The organism is Pseudobutyrivibrio sp. C4 (assembly GCF_900111635.1).
GTDB lineage: Bacteria > Bacillota > Clostridia > Lachnospirales > Lachnospiraceae > Pseudobutyrivibrio > Pseudobutyrivibrio ruminis.
The window spans coordinates 515,395-534,236 of sequence record NZ_FOHF01000001.1 but is presented as its reverse complement, the minus strand read 5'-3'; the positions used below and the strand labels follow the sequence as shown (position 1 = coordinate 534,236).

20 protein-coding genes are annotated in these 18,842 nt (G+C 38.5%); all 20 read left to right on the top strand.

The window, feature by feature from the left end; genetic code table 11:
• Window positions 1-3 precede the first annotated feature (3 nt).
• The gene (locus BMY66_RS02595; RefSeq protein ID WP_044934118.1) at window positions 4-864 is read left to right on the top strand and encodes a MotE family protein; all 861 of its coding nucleotides are present in this window, start codon (window positions 4-6) and stop codon (window positions 862-864) included.
• Window positions 865-912: 48 nt separating this feature from the next.
• On the top strand, window positions 913-2,358 hold the full coding sequence (locus BMY66_RS02590) for a flagellar hook-length control protein FliK (RefSeq protein ID WP_090394033.1): 1,446 nt from the start codon (window positions 913-915) through the stop codon (window positions 2,356-2,358).
• Window positions 2,359-2,374: 16 nt separating this feature from the next.
• Window positions 2,375-3,088, top strand: a complete 714-nt coding sequence (locus tag BMY66_RS02585) for a flagellar hook assembly protein FlgD (protein WP_090394032.1) — start codon at window positions 2,375-2,377, stop codon at window positions 3,086-3,088.
• A 14-nt stretch (window positions 3,089-3,102) separates the two neighbouring features.
• Window positions 3,103-3,504: a TIGR02530 family flagellar biosynthesis protein gene (locus tag BMY66_RS02580; protein WP_044934120.1), complete on the top strand. Its 402-nt coding sequence runs from the start codon at window positions 3,103-3,105 to the stop codon at window positions 3,502-3,504.
• An 89-nt stretch (window positions 3,505-3,593) separates the two neighbouring features.
• Window positions 3,594-5,240: a flagellar hook protein FlgE gene (locus BMY66_RS02575; RefSeq protein ID WP_090394031.1), complete on the top strand. Its 1,647-nt coding sequence runs from the start codon at window positions 3,594-3,596 to the stop codon at window positions 5,238-5,240.
• A gap of 244 nt (window positions 5,241-5,484) precedes the next feature.
• On the top strand, window positions 5,485-6,282 hold the full coding sequence (locus BMY66_RS02570) for a motility protein A (protein ID WP_044934124.1): 798 nt from the start codon (window positions 5,485-5,487) through the stop codon (window positions 6,280-6,282).
• On the top strand, window positions 6,282-7,184 hold the full coding sequence (locus tag BMY66_RS02565) for an OmpA/MotB family protein (protein WP_044934126.1): 903 nt from the start codon (window positions 6,282-6,284) through the stop codon (window positions 7,182-7,184). Before BMY66_RS02570 ends, BMY66_RS02565 begins: the two co-directional genes overlap by 1 nt.
• 11 nt (window positions 7,185-7,195) lie before the next feature.
• A complete protein-coding gene (locus tag BMY66_RS02560; RefSeq protein ID WP_044934128.1) occupies window positions 7,196-7,708 on the top strand; it encodes an SPFH domain-containing protein in 513 nt (170 codons plus the stop codon).
• A 42-nt stretch (window positions 7,709-7,750) separates the two neighbouring features.
• A complete protein-coding gene (gene fliM, locus BMY66_RS02555) occupies window positions 7,751-8,731 on the top strand; it encodes a flagellar motor switch protein FliM (protein WP_033153980.1) in 981 nt (326 codons plus the stop codon).
• A gap of 1 nt (window position 8,732) precedes the next feature.
• Entirely contained in the window at window positions 8,733-9,908 is a 1,176-nt protein-coding gene (gene fliY / locus BMY66_RS02550) for a flagellar motor switch phosphatase FliY (RefSeq protein ID WP_090394030.1), read from the top strand.
• A gap of 22 nt (window positions 9,909-9,930) precedes the next feature.
• A complete protein-coding gene (locus tag BMY66_RS02545; RefSeq protein ID WP_044934133.1) occupies window positions 9,931-10,293 on the top strand; it encodes a response regulator in 363 nt (120 codons plus the stop codon).
• 2 nt (window positions 10,294-10,295) lie between these two features.
• Window positions 10,296-10,661: a flagellar biosynthetic protein FliO gene (locus BMY66_RS02540; RefSeq protein WP_090394029.1), complete on the top strand. Its 366-nt coding sequence runs from the start codon at window positions 10,296-10,298 to the stop codon at window positions 10,659-10,661.
• An 18-nt stretch (window positions 10,662-10,679) separates the two neighbouring features.
• Entirely contained in the window at window positions 10,680-11,534 is an 855-nt protein-coding gene (gene fliP / locus BMY66_RS02535) for a flagellar type III secretion system pore protein FliP (RefSeq protein WP_044934139.1), read from the top strand.
• Window positions 11,535-11,557: 23 nt separating this feature from the next.
• Entirely contained in the window at window positions 11,558-11,827 is a 270-nt protein-coding gene (fliQ, locus tag BMY66_RS02530; protein ID WP_044934142.1) for a flagellar biosynthesis protein FliQ, read from the top strand.
• A gap of 4 nt (window positions 11,828-11,831) precedes the next feature.
• Window positions 11,832-12,611 carry a flagellar biosynthetic protein FliR gene (locus BMY66_RS02525; protein WP_044934144.1) on the top strand — a complete coding sequence of 260 codons (780 nt, stop codon included), beginning with the start codon at window positions 11,832-11,834 and terminating at the stop codon, window positions 12,609-12,611.
• Window positions 12,611-13,744 carry a flagellar biosynthesis protein FlhB gene (flhB, locus tag BMY66_RS02520; protein WP_090394028.1) on the top strand — a complete coding sequence of 378 codons (1,134 nt, stop codon included), beginning with the start codon at window positions 12,611-12,613 and terminating at the stop codon, window positions 13,742-13,744. The genes BMY66_RS02525 and flhB overlap by 1 nt, the downstream gene beginning before the upstream one ends.
• 28 nt (window positions 13,745-13,772) lie before the next feature.
• Window positions 13,773-15,824, top strand: a complete 2,052-nt coding sequence (flhA, locus tag BMY66_RS02515; RefSeq protein ID WP_044934148.1) for a flagellar biosynthesis protein FlhA — start codon at window positions 13,773-13,775, stop codon at window positions 15,822-15,824.
• 5 nt (window positions 15,825-15,829) lie between these two features.
• Window positions 15,830-17,218 carry a flagellar biosynthesis protein FlhF gene (gene flhF / locus BMY66_RS02510; RefSeq protein WP_090394027.1) on the top strand — a complete coding sequence of 463 codons (1,389 nt, stop codon included), beginning with the start codon at window positions 15,830-15,832 and terminating at the stop codon, window positions 17,216-17,218.
• Window positions 17,219-18,094 (top strand): MinD/ParA family protein, encoded by an 876-nt coding sequence (locus BMY66_RS02505; RefSeq protein WP_044934154.1) that lies wholly within the window; start codon window positions 17,219-17,221, stop codon window positions 18,092-18,094.
• Window positions 18,095-18,097: 3 nt separating this feature from the next.
• On the top strand, window positions 18,098-18,841 hold the full coding sequence (locus tag BMY66_RS02500) for a flagellar brake protein (protein WP_044934157.1): 744 nt from the start codon (window positions 18,098-18,100) through the stop codon (window positions 18,839-18,841).
• Window position 18,842: the final 1 nt, after the last annotated feature.

The window sequence follows — 18,842 nt, the reverse complement described above, 5'->3', positions numbered from 1 at the left end:
GTTATGGCAGATGTAACAGAAGAAGTAGGAAGCACTACTGAAGAAGATCCAAAGGCTGCAAAGAAAGCTGAAAAAGAAGCAAAAAAAGCTGAGAAACAGGCTAAAAAAGATGCTAAGAATAACGGCGAAGAGGGAGCTGATGATGAGGAAAGCTTAGGTATTGGCGGAAAACTTATCATGGGCTTTGTTGTGCTGTTGATTATTCTGATTTGGCTTGTTATTTTTGCGTTCCTTGTAAAGATGGATGTTGGTGGATTTGGTTCGACAGTGCTATTTCCTGTTTTAAAGGATGTACCATATGTTAATCGAATCTTACCTGGTATTGAGGAATATATCCCGGCAGAAGAAGATGAATATGCAGCTTATACTACAGTTGAAGAGGCTGTAGATCGAATCAAAGAGCTTGAGGTGGAAATAGAAGAACTCAAGGAAACAGGCACACAAAATAGTGATTATATTGCAGAATTAGAGGCGGCTTCAGCAGAACTTGCTGAATACAAGGCCAACGAGGCAGCATTCGAAGAAACTAAAGAAAAATTTTATGAAGAGGTTGTTTTTTCGGATAATGCACCCGATATAAATGAATATAAGACTTACTATGAGTCTATAGAGCCTGAGAATGCTGAAGCTATCTATAAACAGGTGGTTTCTCAAATCCAAACGGATGAAGAAATCGAAGATTATGTTAAGGCATATTCAAGCATGAAAGCCAAAGATGCAGCTGCCATATTTGATACTATGACAGATGATTTTGATCTTGTATGCGAGATTCTCTCAGCTATGGACGCTAGTACAAGGGCAGATATTTTAGCTGCTATGTCCGAAGAAAATGCAGCTATTATAACCAAGATGATGGAGCCTTAGTCTTATATTTGCAATTTGAAAAGAGAATATAAGAAAGGAGGACAACACATGACAAGTAGCAATGTTTCTAACTTGCTGGTTCAAGTGGGAAATGTCAATGTGGATCTTGTGGATGCTAAAACAGAGCTTCCAAAATCAGGATTTGGATTTGACAAAACATTGCAGAATGCCATCAAGCCTAGTGATGTACCTGCACCTGCGGATAATTCTAGTCAAGCAGATGCAAGCAACAAATCCTTCAGTGTATCAAAGGAACCAAAGGTTATCAAAGCCGAAGAAAAGCCTGATACAGTAAATGAAGAAGTTGTTGAGAAGGTAAATGAAGCGGTAGACAAAGTTAAGGCGGTGATTGAGGAAGAGCTGGATGTTACTGAAGAAGACATTGAAAAAGCAATGGAAACTTTAGGGCTTACGGTTATCGATTTATTAAATCCTCAGGATTTAGCTCAGCTTGTAGCTACACTTACAGGCGAGGATGATTCTATCGCATTAGTAATGAGCGATGAATTTAAAGGTATTCTTGATGTAGTTAATGAACTCACAAATCAGCTATTTGAAGAAACAGGTATTTCCTTTGTTGAGGTAAAGGATATTGTTATTTCTTATGCTTCACAGGAAATGATTGATGTGGATGTGCCTAAGGACGAAAGCCTTACCCAGGTTAATCCTGAAGAGGTTCTTGAGGTTGCTGAAGACATTCCAGAGGAGTCAGTGGCAGTTCAGGTTGAAACAACTATTGTTAAGCCTGAGGATAGCTCTGAAAGTACAGATTTTGTATCAGAAGATGCAGAGCCAAGTCAGCAAATCACATTAAAAGAAAATGTTGATGCAAAGCAGTCTGATTCAGAAGATTCATCTTTTGAACAGCCTAATGCTAAAACTCAAGAAAACGTAGTTTTAAGACAGACTACAAAGCCTTCAGAACCAATTATTCGAAATGATGGAATGATTTTTGGAGAGCCAAGAATCGAGATTCAATTCTCACCAGAAGAACAGTTGGTATCACTTCCTACAGGTCAGACAGTTTCATCTGAGGAAATTGTTAACCAGTTAGTTGAACAGGCTAGAATTCTTAATGAGGCAGAATCTACAACAATGGAAATGACTCTTAACCCAGAGGGATTAGGAAAGATTTTCATGGAGGTCACTCAAAAGGGTGATGAAATAACTGCAAGAATTTTCACTGAGAACGATGCAGTTAAACAGGCGCTAGAGTCTCAAATGGCAAATCTTCGTGTAGAGATGACTCAGAATAGTTCCGCTAAGGTTACTTCCATTGAGGTTTCGGTTGGAACACATGAGTTTGAAAAGAATCTTGAAGAAGATGCTAGAAATGAGCAAAGACGTGATGAACAGGCAAATCAGTCAGAAAAACGAAGCAACAGAATTAATCTTAACAGCATGGATGATTTGACAGGGCTCATGTCGGAAGAAGATATTCTTATAGCTCAGATGATGAAAGATAATGGTAATACATTAGATTTCCAAGCATAACGGGAGGAGGAAATAAATGGCGGAAGATTTATTAGTTGGTGCGCTTACTAATGGGCAGTACAAAAAGACAACTGCTTCAACAGAAGCAACTAAAAGCGAAACTACAAATTCTACTTCAAAAACAGCATCTAAAAACAACGGTACTGAATATAATCAGGAAATGTTTTTAAAGCTTTTGACAGCAGAAATGCAGTATCAGGATCCATTGGAGCCAACAGATAACAGTCAGTACGTTACACAGCTTGCATCATTTACACAGATTGAAACACTTCAGACAGTTAAATCTAGTATGGAAAGCCTTCAGGCCAACAGTATGGTTGGAAAGGTTGTTTCACTTACATCTGATGGTAAAACTGTTGAAGGCAAGGTTGATTACGTCACAAAAGACGATGATGATGTCATGAAGGTTTCTGTAAATGGAAAGTTGTATGACATGTCTAAAATCGATTCTGTTGTTGATGAGGAGTACTACACTGCTAAGTATCTTTCAAGTCTTTTGACAGATGCTATTAATGCACTTCCAAAGGTAGAGGAAGTTACTCTCAAGGACGAAGAGAAGATTGCTACAGCAACTGGTTACGTTAATGCAATGGATGCATATAGTCTTTCATTTGTTAACGAAGACTTAATCAAAAAGTACAACGAAGTAGTTTCACAGTTTGAAAAACTAAAATCTGCAAAAGAAGCTGCCGATAAAGAAAGTGAAGAGGCGGCAGTAGAAGAAGCTTAATTAGGAGGGATAAAATGAGCAATTTAAATATTAATCCAAATTTCACCTCCATTGAGCAGGTAGCTGGAACATATCTTAATCCAGCCCAAGAGTCCAGACCACTGGGCAACCTTAACGGTGCATCCTTTGAGGATATTTTTAAGCAGAAGCTTGAAAGCGCTTCAGAGCTTAAGTTTTCAAAGCATGCCACTCAGAGACTTGATGATAGAAATATTAAGCTTTCTGAGGAACAATCCCTTAGACTTGAAGAAGGCGTACAGAAAGCCTCAGAAAAGGGAATTACTGATTCTTTAGTATTAGTTGATACATTGGCATTTATCGTTAATGTACCTAATCAAACCGTAGTTACAGCTATGGATCAGACTGAATCAGACGAAAACATTTTTACAAATATTGACGGTGCTGTTATAGTTTAGCTGGACCTTATGGAAGCTAATTGTTCCCGACTGACAGAAGGAACAAACAGTCACCTCAATAGCATTATGCTTTGAGGAGGTCATTCATTATGATGAGATCACTTTTCTCTGGTGTTGCAGGTCTTAAGACACACCAGACAAAGATGGATGTTATTGGTAATAACATCTCCAACGTAAACACAGTTGCGTTCAAATCATCTTCAACCACTTTTTCTGATATTATGTATCAGACAACTTCACAGGCATCAGGCGCTACAGAAAACCGTGGTGGTACAAATGCTAAGCAAATAGGTCTTGGTGTTACTAATGGAGCTACAAAGATTTCCATTACTTCATCAGGTGCTGCTCAGTCTACTGGTGATGCTCTTGATATCAGACTTTCTGATACAAACTCAACAAATTTCTTTATCGTTAATAACGGTTCTGAAAACGTATTTACAAGAGCTGGTTCATTCTATATTGATGGAAATGGTAACCTTGCTATGACAACAACAGGCTATCTTGTAATGGGATGGCAGACAGATACTTCTAGTGGTACACCTGTTATTGTACAAGATACAGTTTCTCCACTTAGAGTTATGGCCCCTGAAAATCTTACAAGTGCACCAGAAGCAACAACACAGGCTAACTTCAGCGGTGTAATCGATAAGAATGATACACAGTTTAGCTCTACAAATGGTTATGTTCGTTCATTTACTATCTATGATAACCTTGGTTATTCATACACAGCTAAGTTCTCATTTAAGCTTGTAAATGGAACAACAGGCGAATACACTGTAGAGCTTACTAACTTATACGATCAGGATAATAATGATTTGCTTGCAGAATATGTAGCTGCTGGCGGAAACAAGTCAGATATTTTTGGTACTACAAACCCTGTAGATCATATATATTCGGCAGCAGATGGTAGTGGCTACACATTCGGTAACACTACTACTGGCGATTTAGCTCTTTATGTAAATGGAGATACAACTGTTCCATATCTTTACGATGCAGCTTCTCAGACATTTAGCAATGGAACTACAACAATTCCTTTGGCATCTGCAGTAGCAGGTTTGTCAGCTGATGACACTGTTACAGGAGTTGCTTATGCAAGTGATTCTACACTTACTATTACAACAACTACTATAAGCTATGATCTTAAGTTTGATACAAGCAAAGGTGATCTTACATTTGCAGGAGAACGTGGACAGTCACAGCTTGTAATGAACACTTCTTTACTTGGACCTAATAGACCTAATAGAGCTGATGCTGCATTAGCAGATGTTACAATTGATTTTTCACTTCTTACAATGTACGACAACGGTGGAACATCTACAGCAGTTGGTAACAGAGGTACATCTGAGGATGCTTCTAATGGAGCAGGTAAGAAGCTTGGTACAATGACAGGTCTTTCTGTTTCAAGCAATGGTGAAATTTATGGTTCATATAGCAATGGTAATACAGTTCTTTTGGGACAGATTCCAGTGGCGCAGTTTGCTAACGCATCTGGTCTTGAGGAAATGGGAGATAACTGCTATAAGACAACACTTAACTCAGGCGAGTTCGATGGTATTGGACTTGTAGTTTCAGCTGATGGTTCTGCAATGAACACAGGACAGCTTGAAATGTCTAACGTTGATTTGTCTGCAGAGTTTACTGATATGATTACTACACAGCGTGGTTTCCAGGCAAACTCACGTATTATCACAGTATCAGATACAATGCTTGAGGAACTTATTAATCTTAAGCGTTAATAATTTATAGTCTCTAAAAGCCAAGTCGTTAAGGCTTGGCTTTTTTGCTGAAAATCTAAAAATTCTGTGAAGAAACTATATTTTGTGGTTTGGACATGGAAAAAACACAATAATATGAGACGATTTTACTGATAAAAGTAGACAATAATTTATAAATCTAGTAAAATAATCACAAAAGTGTATACCGTGTATTTCTATACATTTTACTAGTTTTTACTCAATTTTTTATAGGATGGTGATTGCTTTGGATATAGCTTCTTTAGCTGGTTTAGTACTCGGTGTCGTAATGGTTATCTTCGGTATCGTGTCTTCTGGTGGTGTCGCAGCCATGGCAAACTTCATAGATGTTCCATCAGTTATTATTACTATCGGTGGTTCTTTGTCTTCTTGTATGGCATGTAACAAAATGCCGGACTTTATCGGAGGATTAAAGGGTATCACACTAGCTATCAACGAACCAAAGGTTGGTAGCCCAGCTGATAGCATATCTCAGATTATAAATCTTGCAAATATTTCCAGAAAAGAAGGTATATTGGCACTTGAAGAAGCTGCCAATGGAATAGAAGATGAGTTCCTTAAAAAGGGAATCAATCTGGTTGTAGATGGTACTGATCCTGAATTGGTTCGTGCTATTCTTGAAACTGATTTGGACTGTATGGAGGATAGACATAAAGTAACTATTAACTTCTGGTCTAAATGGGGTGAAATGGGACCTGCCTGGGGAATGATTGGTACACTGGTTGGTCTGGTAAACATGTTAAAGAACCTTGAGGATGCATCAACAATCGGTCCTAACATGGCGGTTGCGTTGCTTACAACTTTGTACGGTTCACTGATTGCAAACTGGCTTACAGGCCCAGTTGGTACAAAGCTTGGTGTTAATCATTCTCTCGAGGTTATGACAAAGAGTATTACTGTGGAAGGCTTACTTTCAATTCAAGCCGGTGAAAACCCACGTGTAATAGAAGAAAAGCTTAAATCCTTCTTGCCACCTGCATCTCGTGGTGCTATCGGCGAAGGCGAAGGAGGAGGTGAGGGCTAATGGCAAAGAAGCAAAAGCAAGAGGAAGCTCCTGCTGGTTCTCCTGCCTGGATGGCCACCTTCTCAGACTTGATGAACTTGCTACTATGTTTCTTCGTATTACTTTTCTCTATGTCTAGTACAGATACAGAAAAGTTTCAGGAAGTTATTGCAAGTATTCAGTCTAGCTTTAGTATTTTTTCTCAGGGCGGCACCTCAATTGGTGAGGGCCAGATGATATCATCAGGTATCAGTCAGCTTGAGATGTTTGACGACTATTTCAATAGTGTTCATGATGGTGATGATGAACAGTATGAAAAAGAAGGCGCAAGTGAAAATGAAAACGAGGGAGAACAATCAGAGGACGGCTCCGCTACAAATGAAGGGGATGTTAGTTCTAATGGAGTTTCTGTAGAGGAAGCTCAGGAAGCCCTTGAACAAGCTGGTGCAGGCGAAAGCGAATCGATCGCAGAAGAAATCGAGTCTCAGCTTAGTGAATATGGTCTTCAAGACCAGGTAGAAGTAGATTTTAATGCAAACTATGTAATGATTACCATCAATGGTGCGTTACTGTTTGATTCAGGTAAGGCAGTTCTTACAGATGATGCCCTTACTATTGTAGATAATCTTTCAAAGATACTCGCTCAGTATGATAACAATATCATCGAGGTAGAAGGTCATACAGATAATGTTCCAATGTCATCTGGAACTTATGAAAACAATGATGTGCTTTCAATGTATCGTGCACTTTATGTTGCAGATAGAATCAGAGAAGTCACAGATTTGAATCCAGCATACATCAAATCAGCTGGACGAGGAGAGTATGTACCTATTGCTGACAACAGTACAGCAGAAGGACGCGCTAGAAATAGACGCGTTGAAATCAAAATATATAATTCATACTCGTCAGATATAGCCGAGTAGAAAGGCAAATCATGAAAAAGAATTTGATTACAGTAATTATACTGGCACTTGTTGTTGTGAATCTTGTTCTTACAGCGGTTCTTACAATTACTATTATTCCTGAGACACAAAAGGCCAATGAGCTGATCACAAAGGTGTGCTCTGCAATCGATTTGGATTTGCAAGCAGGAGATACAGCTGGATCTCTTAGTATTGATGTGGCTGATATGGTAGATTATCCTGTTAATGGTGGTGAGACACTTACAATCAACCTTGTTGATGGATATGCAGTGCTTGGTATATCATTATCACTTGACAGCACAAACGAAGATTACGCTACTTATGCAGCTGATGGAACTTTAACAGCCCAGGATAATATCATTAGTGATAAAATAAATTCAGTTATCAAAAAGCATACAGTTCAGGAAATGATAGATAATGAAGATGAAATCAAAGAAGAGATTCTTGAAGAGCTTCAGACTCTATTTAAATCTTCATTTATCGTTAGAGTGAACTTCTCTAGTGCTACTTATCAGAAACAGTAATCTGTAAGTAGAAATTATTGGGACGAATGGTGGTGAGAAAGCTTGGGAGACGTTCTTTCACAAAACGAAATAGATAATCTGCTTAATGCGTTGACCAGCGGTGAGCTTGACGCCGAGGAGATTAAAAATAATAAAGAAAAACCAGTAAAGAACTACGATTTTGCTAGACCTTCTAAGTTTTCTAAGGAACACCTTAGAACAATGGAAATTATTTTTGAGCATTATGGCAGATTGTTATCAACAAACTTGCCTATATTCCTCAGAAAGAATATACAGGTAGAGGTTATGAACTCGGAAGCTGTTACATACATGGAGTTTTCAAACTCTCTATCAAATCCAGTTCTTTTAGGTATTGTAGATTTTTCTCCCCTTGAGGGAAATATTATCGTAGAAATGGCTTCTAATCTTGGCTTTGCCATGGTAGACAGAATGCTTGGCGGAGAGGGCGAACCTCTTGATAAGATTAGAGACTTTTCAGAAATAGAGCTTCTCATTATTGAGAGAGTAATGACATCATGCGTAGACTTGCTTAGGGAACCATGGGAAAACGTTTTGGATGTACATCCAAGACTTGAGCGAATTGAAACAAATTCACAGTTTGCTCAGATTATCTCTCCTTCAGAGATGATTGCTATTGTTACAGTCAATATTAAAATTGGCGATGTAGAAGGTCTTATGAATATTTGTTTACCTTTTATTACATTAGAGCCAGTTATGGACAAATTGAACACAAAGTTCTGGTATAGTAGTCAGAAGGAGAAAACAGGTGAAAGCTATTCAGATGCTGTGGAAGCTTTAATTAATCATGCTAAGATACCTGTAAAGGCAGTTCTTGGCAATAGCACAATTACCGTTGCGGATTTTTCACAGCTTCAGGTTGGAGATATAGTCAGACTTGATACAAAAGTCGACGATGAGTTGGATGTTTTCGTGGGAGATATTAAGAAGTTCCAAGCCCTTCCGGGAGCATCAGGCAAAGATTATGCGGTTAGAGTGACACAAATTATAAGGGAGGAACAGTAGAATGGGCGATGGTGTATTATCACAGGATGAGATAAATGCACTACTTAGTGGCGGAATCCCCGATGCCCCTGCTGGCGAGCCATCATCTGGTGGCGGAGAGCTTTCAGAGCAGGAAATCGATACAATCGGTGAAGTTGCCAACATAAGCATGGGAAGTGCGGCCACAACTTTATTTTCTCTTGTTAATCAAAAGGTTGAGATTTCAACACCAGTTGTTAGCGAAACAAACTGGCAGGAATTAGCATCTGGTTACGACAACTCTTGTGTAGTTGTTCGTATTGGATATACAAAGGGTATTGATGGTAGCAACGTTCTTGTATTAAAAGAAAATGATGTTAAGGTCATTACCGACCTGATGATGGGCGGAGATGGAACCAATACAGATGGTGAAATTTCTGATCTTCATTTATCAGCTATTTCAGAGGCGATGAATCAGATGATGGGAGCTAGTGCAACCTCACTGTCATCAATGCTGAACAAAATGGTAGATATTTCACCACCAACAGCGCAGCTTACAGATTTAGCTACGATAGACGGTGGAGAGATAGATGAATTCTTGAAACACAATTTCGTAAGAATTGCTTTCAAGATGGAAATTGGAACATTGGTAGACAGTGAGATGATGCAGTTGTATCCAATCTCACTTGCCAAGGAAATGTGTGGTTCTGTTCTGAACAATATGGAATCTGATTCCAATTCGACAGTTGATGACGGTGTTGCAGAAGCTGCACCAGCACCAACACCTGCTCCAGAACCAGCACCTGCTCCACAGGCTGCACCTCAAATGCAGGCACCACCTCAGATGGACCCAAATATGATGCAAGGACAGCCAATGCAGGGACAACCTATGATGCCATATATGTACGCTCCTGGACCTCAGGTAAATGTACAACCGGCACAGTTTACTCCGTTTGGACCAGGCTTTGCAGCTCAGTTCGCTCAGGAGAATATCGACTTGATTCTTGACGTTCCTTTGGAAGTTACAGTAGAATTAGGTCGTACAAACAAAACAATCCAAGATATTTTGGATTTTGCACCAGGTACCATCATCGAGCTTAATAAAATAGCCGGTGAACCAATAGATGTACTTGTTAATGGCAAGTATGTGGCAAAAGGCGAGGTAGTAGTTATCGAAGAGTCTTTTGGCGTACGAATAACAGAAATTATCAAAGAATAAATATATTTAAGGAGATGAAGACATGGCAAAAAACATTTTAATCTGTGATGACGCTGCTTTCATGAGAATGATGATTAAGGACATTCTCACAAAGAATGGCTACAACGTAGTCGGAGAGGCTGAGAACGGAAAGATTGCTGTTGAAAAGTATTCAGAGCTTTCTCCAGATCTCGTTCTTCTTGACATCACAATGCCAGAAATGGATGGTATCGGGGCTCTTAAGGCTATCAAGGAAAAGGATCCTAATGCATGCGTTATCATGTGCTCTGCAATGGGACAGCAGGCAATGGTTATCGAGGCTATTCAGTCTGGTGCCAAGGATTTCATCGTTAAGCCATTCCAGGCTGAGCGTGTTCTTGAGGCTGTTAAGAAGGTTATCGGTTAATCATGCTATTTCTTTCAGCGGTTGGAGAGAGCATCTTTCAATTGATTTTTGCTTTAGTGGTATTCGTAGGAGTGCTTGCACTTACTGCGTTTGTCACTAAGTGGATTGCAGGTTATCAAAAGTCCCAGGGTCTCAATAGAAATCTTGAGATTGTAGAGGGCATCAGACTTGCAACCAATAAATATGTTCAGATTATTAGGGCAGGTGAGGATAGATATTTCGTGGTTGCAGTTGGCAAAGACGAAGTTACCCTTTTAGGGGAATTATCCTCATCTGAACTTAAAGAACTGGATGCTACTGATACATCTGTACAGATGCCGGTAGATTTCAAATCGATTTTAGATAATCTTTCAAGAAAGAAAAATTAACTGATTGGGCAGAATGTTATGAGTAAATTCAAGAAGGCGTACGTAATCTTTAGCTTGGTCATCACAGCTATGGTTGGTTGTTACGCCCTTTTTATGAGTAGTACAACTGTACATGCAACTGAATATAGTGCAGAATATGGGGCAGACAATGAGGATTACGGTGCAACAGATAATGCACCAAATGCTTCAGACGAGGTTGTTGGAGGCGGAGGATTTACGCTTAGCTTTGATGGCGAAGATGGAAACTTTACGGCTACTCTTAGAATGCTGTTAGTTCTTACAATCATTACGTTATCCCCTTCGATTCTGATAATGCTAACATCCTTTACCAGATGCGTAATTGTTTTACATTTTGTCCGCGCTGCTATTGGAACCAATACAGCGCCTCCAAATCAGATTTTGATTGGGTTGGCGTTGTTTTTAACTTTGTTCATTATGTCGCCTGTACTTACGCAGATTAAGACAGAAGCGATTGATCCATTTGATGCAGGCGAAATCACTCAGGATGAAGCAATAGACAATGCAATTGCACCTGTTAGGGAGTTCATGTATGGTCAGACACAGACAAAGGATTTGGATTTGTTCTGTGACATTGCTGGCATTTCGTATGAGGTAGATGACTACGATTCTGTACCATTTACTGTCGTTGTTCCAGCTTTTATTTTATCTGAGCTTAGAACAGCTTTTATTATTGGATTTCTAATTTATGTTCCATTCATTGTTATAGATATGGTTGTTGCATCTGTACTTATGTCAATGGGTATGATGATGCTTCCGCCTACCACAATATCCTTACCTTTCAAGATATTGTTGTTTATATTGGTTGATGGATGGAATCTTGTTATTGGCGGGTTAGTCAAGACATTCTATTAGAATTATTAAGGAGAGAATAGGTTATGACTGAAGGACAGGTCTTGGACATTATCAGGAATGCTATATACATTCTTCTGATTACATCATTACCACTTTTACTAGTGTCTCTAGTAATCGGTCTTATAATCAGTATTTTTCAAACGGTCACATCTATTCAAGAGCAGACTCTCACCTTTATTCCAAAGATAGTAGGAGTATTTGCTGCGCTTATGTTTTTCGGCCCATGGATGCTTACAGTTTTGACGGAATATATCACACAATTATGGGCTAATTTTAGTATTTACTTAGGCTAGATGGATGTTTAGTATTGATTTTACATTACAAAATTTTGAATACTTTTTATTGCTCCTTACCCGCATATCCATGTTTGTAGTAGTGGCGCCTTTTTTCAACACAAGTAATACGCCGGCCAGAGTAAAAATTGGTTTTTCGGCACTTGTTTCACTGCTTCTTTATTTCGTAGTTGATTTTAGCGCCTTGGATTATTCTACTGTTACAGGATATGCTTTTTTAGTTGTTCAAGAAGCAATAACAGGGCTATTAATTGGATTCAGTACATATTGCTGCAATTTCATTATCCTGTTGGCTGGTAACATGATAGACATGAATATAGGTCTATCTATGGCTCAGGAGTATGATCCAACACTTCAGACAGAGGTTTCTGTTACAGGTACCTTATACAACAATTTCATTATGATTTTTCTTGTATTGTCTGGAATGCATAGATATATCTTTAAGACATTTTGTGATGCGTACACACTGATTCCAATTGGTGGAACAATTTTTAGATGGGATTCCCTTCTTAGTTCTACCATTATGTTTATTACAGAAATATTTGTAATAGCATTTAGAATTATTCTTCCAGTATTTGCTGTAATTATGATACTTAATGCAATACTTGGAATTATGGTTAAGGTTGCTCCACAGATTCATATGTTTTCTGTTGGTGCACAGCTTAAAATTATCGTTGGTTTTGTAGTATTGTTCTTAACAATTTTCCTATTACCAGACGTTGCTGCATTTATTTTCAAAGAAATGAAAAAGATGCAAACTCTATTTATTCAGGGGCTTTATTGATGAGGGATAATTATCAGGTTTTAATTCCATATAATCTTCAATTCTTTGCTCCAGATGGTGAAGGCGGAGAGAAGACTGAACAACCTACCAGTAAAAAGCTTTCTGATGCTAGAAAAGAAGGCAAGGTTGCAAAAAGTAAGGAAATTGTTAATGGTATTGCGTTGCTGGGATTCTTTTTGGGACTTAGATTGTTCCTTGGATTTGCTGGAACACGTATAGAAGATATATTTGCTTGGATATATGCTATAATACCAGATATAGTAGCTATGAATGGTGATGGTATGACTATTGGCACAATAAGTGGAATATTTAGAATCCTTGTAGCGAAGACTTTTATTGTTCTTTTACCATTTTTAGCTATAGGTTTTGTGACAGGATTTGTTGCTAATCTTGTGCAGGTAGGATGGAAGCCTACTATGAAACCATTGGAACCAAAGCTTAATAAATTTAATCCAGTCAGTGGATTTAAACGTATTTTTTCAAAGCAATCAATTGTTAACCTTTTGATGGCATTGGCAAAGATATTTTTGATAGTTTATATTGCTTATACCAGTATTAAGGATCAGGCTAATAACTTATTTATTTTATATGATGTTGCTTTAAAACAAGCGCTGAGCCTTATTTTCCAGATTATCGTGGATACTGGTATGAAGATTAGTATAGTGTATATAGTTCTTGGCTTTGCTGATTATGCATATCAACGCTGGAAATTTAATGATGATATGAAAATGACCAAGCAAGAAGTCAAAGATGAGTATAAGAATTCCGAGGGAGATCCTCAGATTAAAGGACAGCAGAGACGTAGGATGATGGAAAGCTCGCAAAGGCGTATGATGCAAAATGTGCCTCAGGCTGATGTAGTTATTACAAACCCTACACACTTGGCTGTTGCAATTTTATATGACAATGAAAAGGATGAAGCGCCAAAGGTTGTGGCTAAAGGTGAAGACTATTTAGCAAAACGAATCAAAGAAGTGGCAGCAGAAAATGATGTCCCAATCATGGAAAATAAGCCACTTGCCAGAGCGCTATATGCAACGGTAGATGTGGATGAGGTTATTCCTCCAGAGCTATATCAGGCTGTTGCTGAAATCCTTGCAGTTGTATATACACAGCGAAATAAAGCTGTTTAGAAATAATTTTTGAGAAAGGGGGATGCTTATGGATTTAACTGCTTCAGTTAAAAAGGCTGACGTTGGTATTGCATTGTATTTGCTAGCTGCAGTTACATTCTTTGTAATTCCTATCCCCAATTTTATCCTTGATATAATGATTGCTTTCAACATTTCAATAGCACTCATTATATTGATGAATGTATTGTTTGTGCAGGAAGTTTTGGATATGTCATTCTTCCCTACACTTTTGCTTTTTACTACTATTTTTAGAATTTCACTTAACGTTTCATCTACCAGATTGATTCTTTCAACAGGTGATCCAGGAAACGTTGTATCAACATTCGGTAGTTTCGTTGGTGGTAATAACCTTGTCATTGGTGCCATCATTTTCCTTATTTTGATTATCATCCAGTTTATGGTTATCAATAAAGGTTCTGAGCGTGTAGCTGAAGTATCAGCACGATTCACTTTGGACGCTATGCCTGGTAAGCAGATGGCTATCGATGCGGATTTGAACACCGGAGCCATTGATGATGCAGAGGCCAAAAGACGAAGAGACAAGATTCAAGAAGAATCAGCATTCTTCGGAGCTATGGACGGTGCTACAAAGTACGTAAAGGGAGATGCTACAGCAGGTCTTATTATTACAGTTATCAACCTTGCTGGTGGTACAGTACTTGGCATTATGAACCAGGGCCTTCCATTTGCTGAGGCAATTCAGCAGTTTGGTATTCTTACAATCGGTGATGGCCTTGTATCTCAGATTCCTTCACTTTTGATATCTCTTTCAACAGGTATTCTTGTTACAAAGGGCTCAAAGGCAGCAGATTTCTCTGGCACTTTGGTAAAGCAGTTATTTGGAATACCAAAGGTTTTATATATAGTTGGTGGAGCTATGGTTTTCTTAGGAATAGCCACACCTCTTAACTGGGTATTATTCCTTGCATTTGGTGCAGCCTTTATTATCACAGGATATTCTATTTCAAAGACTCTTGGCGAGGAGGAGATAGAGCAGGAGGTTGCTGCAGAAGAAACAGAGGCAGAGGAAATTCGAAAGCCGGAAAATGTTGTTTCATTGCTTCAGGTTGATCCAATCGAGCTAGAGTTTGGTTACGGTATTATCCCACTTGCGGATGTTAATCAAGGCGGCGATTTGTTGGACCGAGTTGTTATGATTAGGCGACAGATTGCACTTGAATTAGGTACTGTAGTTCCAATTATTCGATTGCGAGATAATATTCAGCTTAATCCAAATCAATACATTATTAAGATTAAGGGTATACAGGTAACAGAAGGAGAAATCCTTTTTGATCATTACATGGCCATGAATCCAGGTTACGTAGAAGAGGAAATTACAGGTATTCCTACTTTTGAGCCTTCATTCCATCTTCCAGCTATTTGGATTACAGAAAGTCAGCGTGAAAGAGCAGAATCACTTGGATACACAGTAGTAGATCCACCATCAATTATTGCTACACATCTGACCGAAGTTATTAGAAGTCACATAGCAGAATTGCTTACTCGCCAGGATGTTCAAAATCTTATTGATAATCTTAAAGAGAGCAATCCAGTTATTGTTGAAGAGCTTATTCCTAAGTTGCTTGGATTGGGCGATGTTCAGAAGGTATTGCAGAATCTTCTTTCAGAAGGAGTTTCAATCAGAGATTTGCTTTCTATTTTCGAAGTATTGGCAGATCATGCAACAACTACTCATGACACAGACGTACTTACTGAGTATGTTCGTCAGGGATTGAAGCGAGCAATATCAGGCAGATATTTTGCACCTAATGAGGTCACTCAAGTAATTACTGTTGATCCTAAGGTTGAGCAGGATATTATGGCATCAATTAAACAGACGGAACAAGGAGCATATCTTACACTTGATCCAGAACGTATTAAAGCAATTATTGCTTCCCTTGAGGAAGAAATCAAAAAACTTGAGGATATGGGAAAAACACCTATTGTTGTTACATCTCCAATAGTTCGAATGTATTTCAAAGGTTTAACACAAGATTATGTAAAGGATCTTATCGTTGTTTCCTACAATGAAATTGATTCAAATGTTGAACTTTCATCTGTAGGCATGGTAACAGGGTAGAATAAATGACTATTAATAAGTATACGGGAAAAACTGAAGAAGAAGCTATGGAAAAGGTCCGCAAGGAGCTTGGAAGTGCGGCTGTCATAATGAATGTAAAGGTGGTAAAGCCTAAAGGACTTGGTGGTCTTTTTAAGGGAAACACATACGAGGTTACAGCGGCTGTAGAAGACGATGGATTCTCTAATGATGCAAAAGCTTTTGCAGTTCCTACTCAGCAAGAACCACAGGCGGAGGCTGCTGCGGAGCCTAAGACAAGCACCTTTGAGGCTGTTGCAGATGATGCAATCAAACTTAAGGACGCTTTTTCTGCTGTAAATGAAGTACTTGAGAAACAGGAAGCTGCAAGTAAAGATTTTGAGCCACTTTTTGATACTGCACCTAGAGCCCAGGTTTTTGAACCTACTTACTCAAAGCCAGTAGGAGCTCGCCCAGTGCAGCCACAGCCAAAGCCAGCAGCACCTACATACAGTGAGCCAGTTCCAAAGCCTACCGTAAAAAGAGAAATGCCACAGAGAACTGCGGTTAATGATTTTGATGATAGCATTCAGGTAAAGCATGGAAATTCAAAGCCATCTATTGACGGCGATAATCATGTTTTTGTTAAGATGCTTTACAACGTTCTTCTTGAAAATGAAGTTCAAGAAAAATACATCAATCAAGTCCTTGAGGATATGGATAAGGTGCTTCAAACAAGCCATTCTTTAGATAATTTGCTTTCAAATGTATATCAAAAAATGGTTCTGAAGCTTGGCACTCCAACAAAGATTGAGCCAGGAGAGAGAAGGCCAAAGGTTGTATTCTTTATTGGACCAACAGGCGTTGGCAAGACTACAACAATCGCTAAAATAGCCTCAAAGTTTAAGGTTGAAGAAGGCAAAAAAGTTGGACTTATCACAGCTGATACATATCGTATGGCTGCGGCAAATCAGCTTCAGACTTATGCAAATATTCTCGGTGTCCCTTTAAATGTTATTTACTCTGCTGATGAGCTTCTTGATACAGTAAAAAAGCAGAGCAGAGAATACGAGGACTTGGACGTTATTCTTGTTGATACCATTGGTTTTTCACATAAAAACGAAGAACAACGACAGGATACAAAGAAGCTTATAAATGCACTTGATGGTTTCTATGATACAGAAGTATATCTTGTGCTTTCAGCTACAACAAAGCATAGAGATTTAATTGATATTGCCGATTCCTACATGGAATTTGCTGATTTTAACTTGATTTTTACTAAGCTTGACGAAACAAAGTGCCTTGGCAATATTTTCAACATGAAACAATATACAAAGGCTCAGTTATCTTATATTACTGTAGGACAAAATGTACCAGACGACATTGAAATCCTTAACACCCAGAAGCTGGTAAAACAGTTATTGGGAGGAAATTAAATGGATCAAGCTGAAAATTTACGAAATGTTATAAAAGCTCAAAACATACGAAGTGTTGAGAGAACTAAGGTTATTACCATCACATCTGGAAAAGGTGGCGTTGGCAAGTCTAATATGGCAGTTAATCTAGCGGTTCACTTTACACGTATGGGCAAGAGAGTAATCATTCTTGATGCAGACTTTGGCCTTGCAAATGTGGAGGTTATGTTTGGAACTTTGCCTAATTACAATCTATCAGATGTAATTTTCAAGGGAATGAGCATCCGAGACATTATAACTACAGGCCCAATGGGGATTGGCTTTGTATCAGGAGGTTCAGGAGTTGTGGGTCTAAACAACCTAAATCGTGAACAAATTGCGTTTTTAGTCCACAACCTATCACTTTTAAATGATTTATGTGATATTCTTATAATAGATACAGGTGCGGGGGTTTCAGATCAAGTTCTAGAATTTGTTCTTGCATCCCCGGAAGTGGTTTTAGTATCTACACCAGAACCAAGCTCACTTACAGATTCTTATTCTTTGATGAAGGCGCTATACAAGAGCCCTAAATATTCAAAGGAAGGCACCAATGTTCATTTGGTTGCCAATAAAGTTGAAAGTGAAGCCGAGGCAAATGCGGTCTATACCAAATTGCGTTCAGTGGTTCAAAAGTTCCTGGGGGGAGATTTGGATTATCTAGGATATGTGCCTTACGATAATCAGCTGGAGAAGGCTGTAAGAAATCAAAAGGTAGTATCTCTTGAATATCCATCTTCAAGAGCTGCGAAGAATTTTGAATCATTGGCTGCGAAGCTATTGAAAAAGGATGATAACACCCACTTTAGATGGGGTGTTTCTCATATATTTAACTCATTGTTGAAGGATAGGGCATAGCTTATGGAAATTATAGATCTAAGACCTGGCACACCTATTGAATTTTCAATTGCCAGCACAAATTCTGACATTGAAAACAATATCGAAGAGGATCGAAGTATTTATATCTCTAGTGTTTTTGGCGTAACTAAAAAAGGAGAAATAATATTTCACATTCCTACTCGAAAGGGACACACTGTAACAATACCAATGAATGTCCCATTTAATGCAGTTTTCAATACAAAAAAAGGATTATTTCAGCTTTCCGGTGAAATTACAAAACGTGGAAGGCTTGAAAACTTTCCAGTATATGTTTTTGTTCCTAGCACTAAGCTTTCAAAGGTTCAAAGGCGTGACTACTTTAGATTTCAGTGTCTAATTCCTGTAAAGGTTTTACCAATACCACAGGATGTGGCAATTCTTCCAAACATGGATTTAGTAGAAGATGATTTGGAAAAATATGGTAATACATATGGAGCTCCAGTATCAGGAAATATTCTTGATTTAAGCGGCGGTGGAGCGAAAATCAGTGCAAAGACCGATATAAATACTGATAGATATATGTATGTGTCTTTTAAACTTAAAACTCGCACGATAGACCAAACAATTAATGTTATAGCAAGACGCATCAAAACCGAAATAAAAAGCGATTCTGGTATGTACGAACATCGTATAGAATTTTTGTTCAAAGAGCCGGAAGATAGGGAGACTATAATAAAGTACATTTTTGACGAGGACCGACGTTTAAGAAAAAAAGATCAGGGGTAAA

Coding starts and splice junctions, on each gene's coding strand:
- BMY66_RS02595 (WP_044934118.1), top strand. CDS start 4: ATGGCAGATGTAACAGAAGAAGTAGGAAGCACTACTGAAGAAGATCCA.
- BMY66_RS02590 (WP_090394033.1), top strand. CDS start 913: ATGACAAGTAGCAATGTTTCTAACTTGCTGGTTCAAGTGGGAAATGTC.
- BMY66_RS02585 (WP_090394032.1), top strand. CDS start 2,375: ATGGCGGAAGATTTATTAGTTGGTGCGCTTACTAATGGGCAGTACAAA.
- BMY66_RS02580 (WP_044934120.1), top strand. CDS start 3,103: ATGAGCAATTTAAATATTAATCCAAATTTCACCTCCATTGAGCAGGTA.
- BMY66_RS02575 (WP_090394031.1), top strand. CDS start 3,594: ATGATGAGATCACTTTTCTCTGGTGTTGCAGGTCTTAAGACACACCAG.
- BMY66_RS02565 (WP_044934126.1), top strand. CDS start 6,282: ATGGCAAAGAAGCAAAAGCAAGAGGAAGCTCCTGCTGGTTCTCCTGCC.
- BMY66_RS02560 (WP_044934128.1), top strand. CDS start 7,196: ATGAAAAAGAATTTGATTACAGTAATTATACTGGCACTTGTTGTTGTG.
- fliY (WP_090394030.1), top strand. CDS start 8,733: ATGGGCGATGGTGTATTATCACAGGATGAGATAAATGCACTACTTAGT.
- BMY66_RS02545 (WP_044934133.1), top strand. CDS start 9,931: ATGGCAAAAAACATTTTAATCTGTGATGACGCTGCTTTCATGAGAATG.
- BMY66_RS02540 (WP_090394029.1), top strand. CDS start 10,296: ATGCTATTTCTTTCAGCGGTTGGAGAGAGCATCTTTCAATTGATTTTT.
- fliP (WP_044934139.1), top strand. CDS start 10,680: ATGAGTAAATTCAAGAAGGCGTACGTAATCTTTAGCTTGGTCATCACA.
- fliQ (WP_044934142.1), top strand. CDS start 11,558: ATGACTGAAGGACAGGTCTTGGACATTATCAGGAATGCTATATACATT.
- BMY66_RS02525 (WP_044934144.1), top strand. CDS start 11,832: ATGTTTAGTATTGATTTTACATTACAAAATTTTGAATACTTTTTATTG.
- flhB (WP_090394028.1), top strand. CDS start 12,611: ATGAGGGATAATTATCAGGTTTTAATTCCATATAATCTTCAATTCTTT.
- flhA (WP_044934148.1), top strand. CDS start 13,773: ATGGATTTAACTGCTTCAGTTAAAAAGGCTGACGTTGGTATTGCATTG.
- flhF (WP_090394027.1), top strand. CDS start 15,830: ATGACTATTAATAAGTATACGGGAAAAACTGAAGAAGAAGCTATGGAA.
- BMY66_RS02505 (WP_044934154.1), top strand. CDS start 17,219: ATGGATCAAGCTGAAAATTTACGAAATGTTATAAAAGCTCAAAACATA.
- BMY66_RS02500 (WP_044934157.1), top strand. CDS start 18,098: ATGGAAATTATAGATCTAAGACCTGGCACACCTATTGAATTTTCAATT.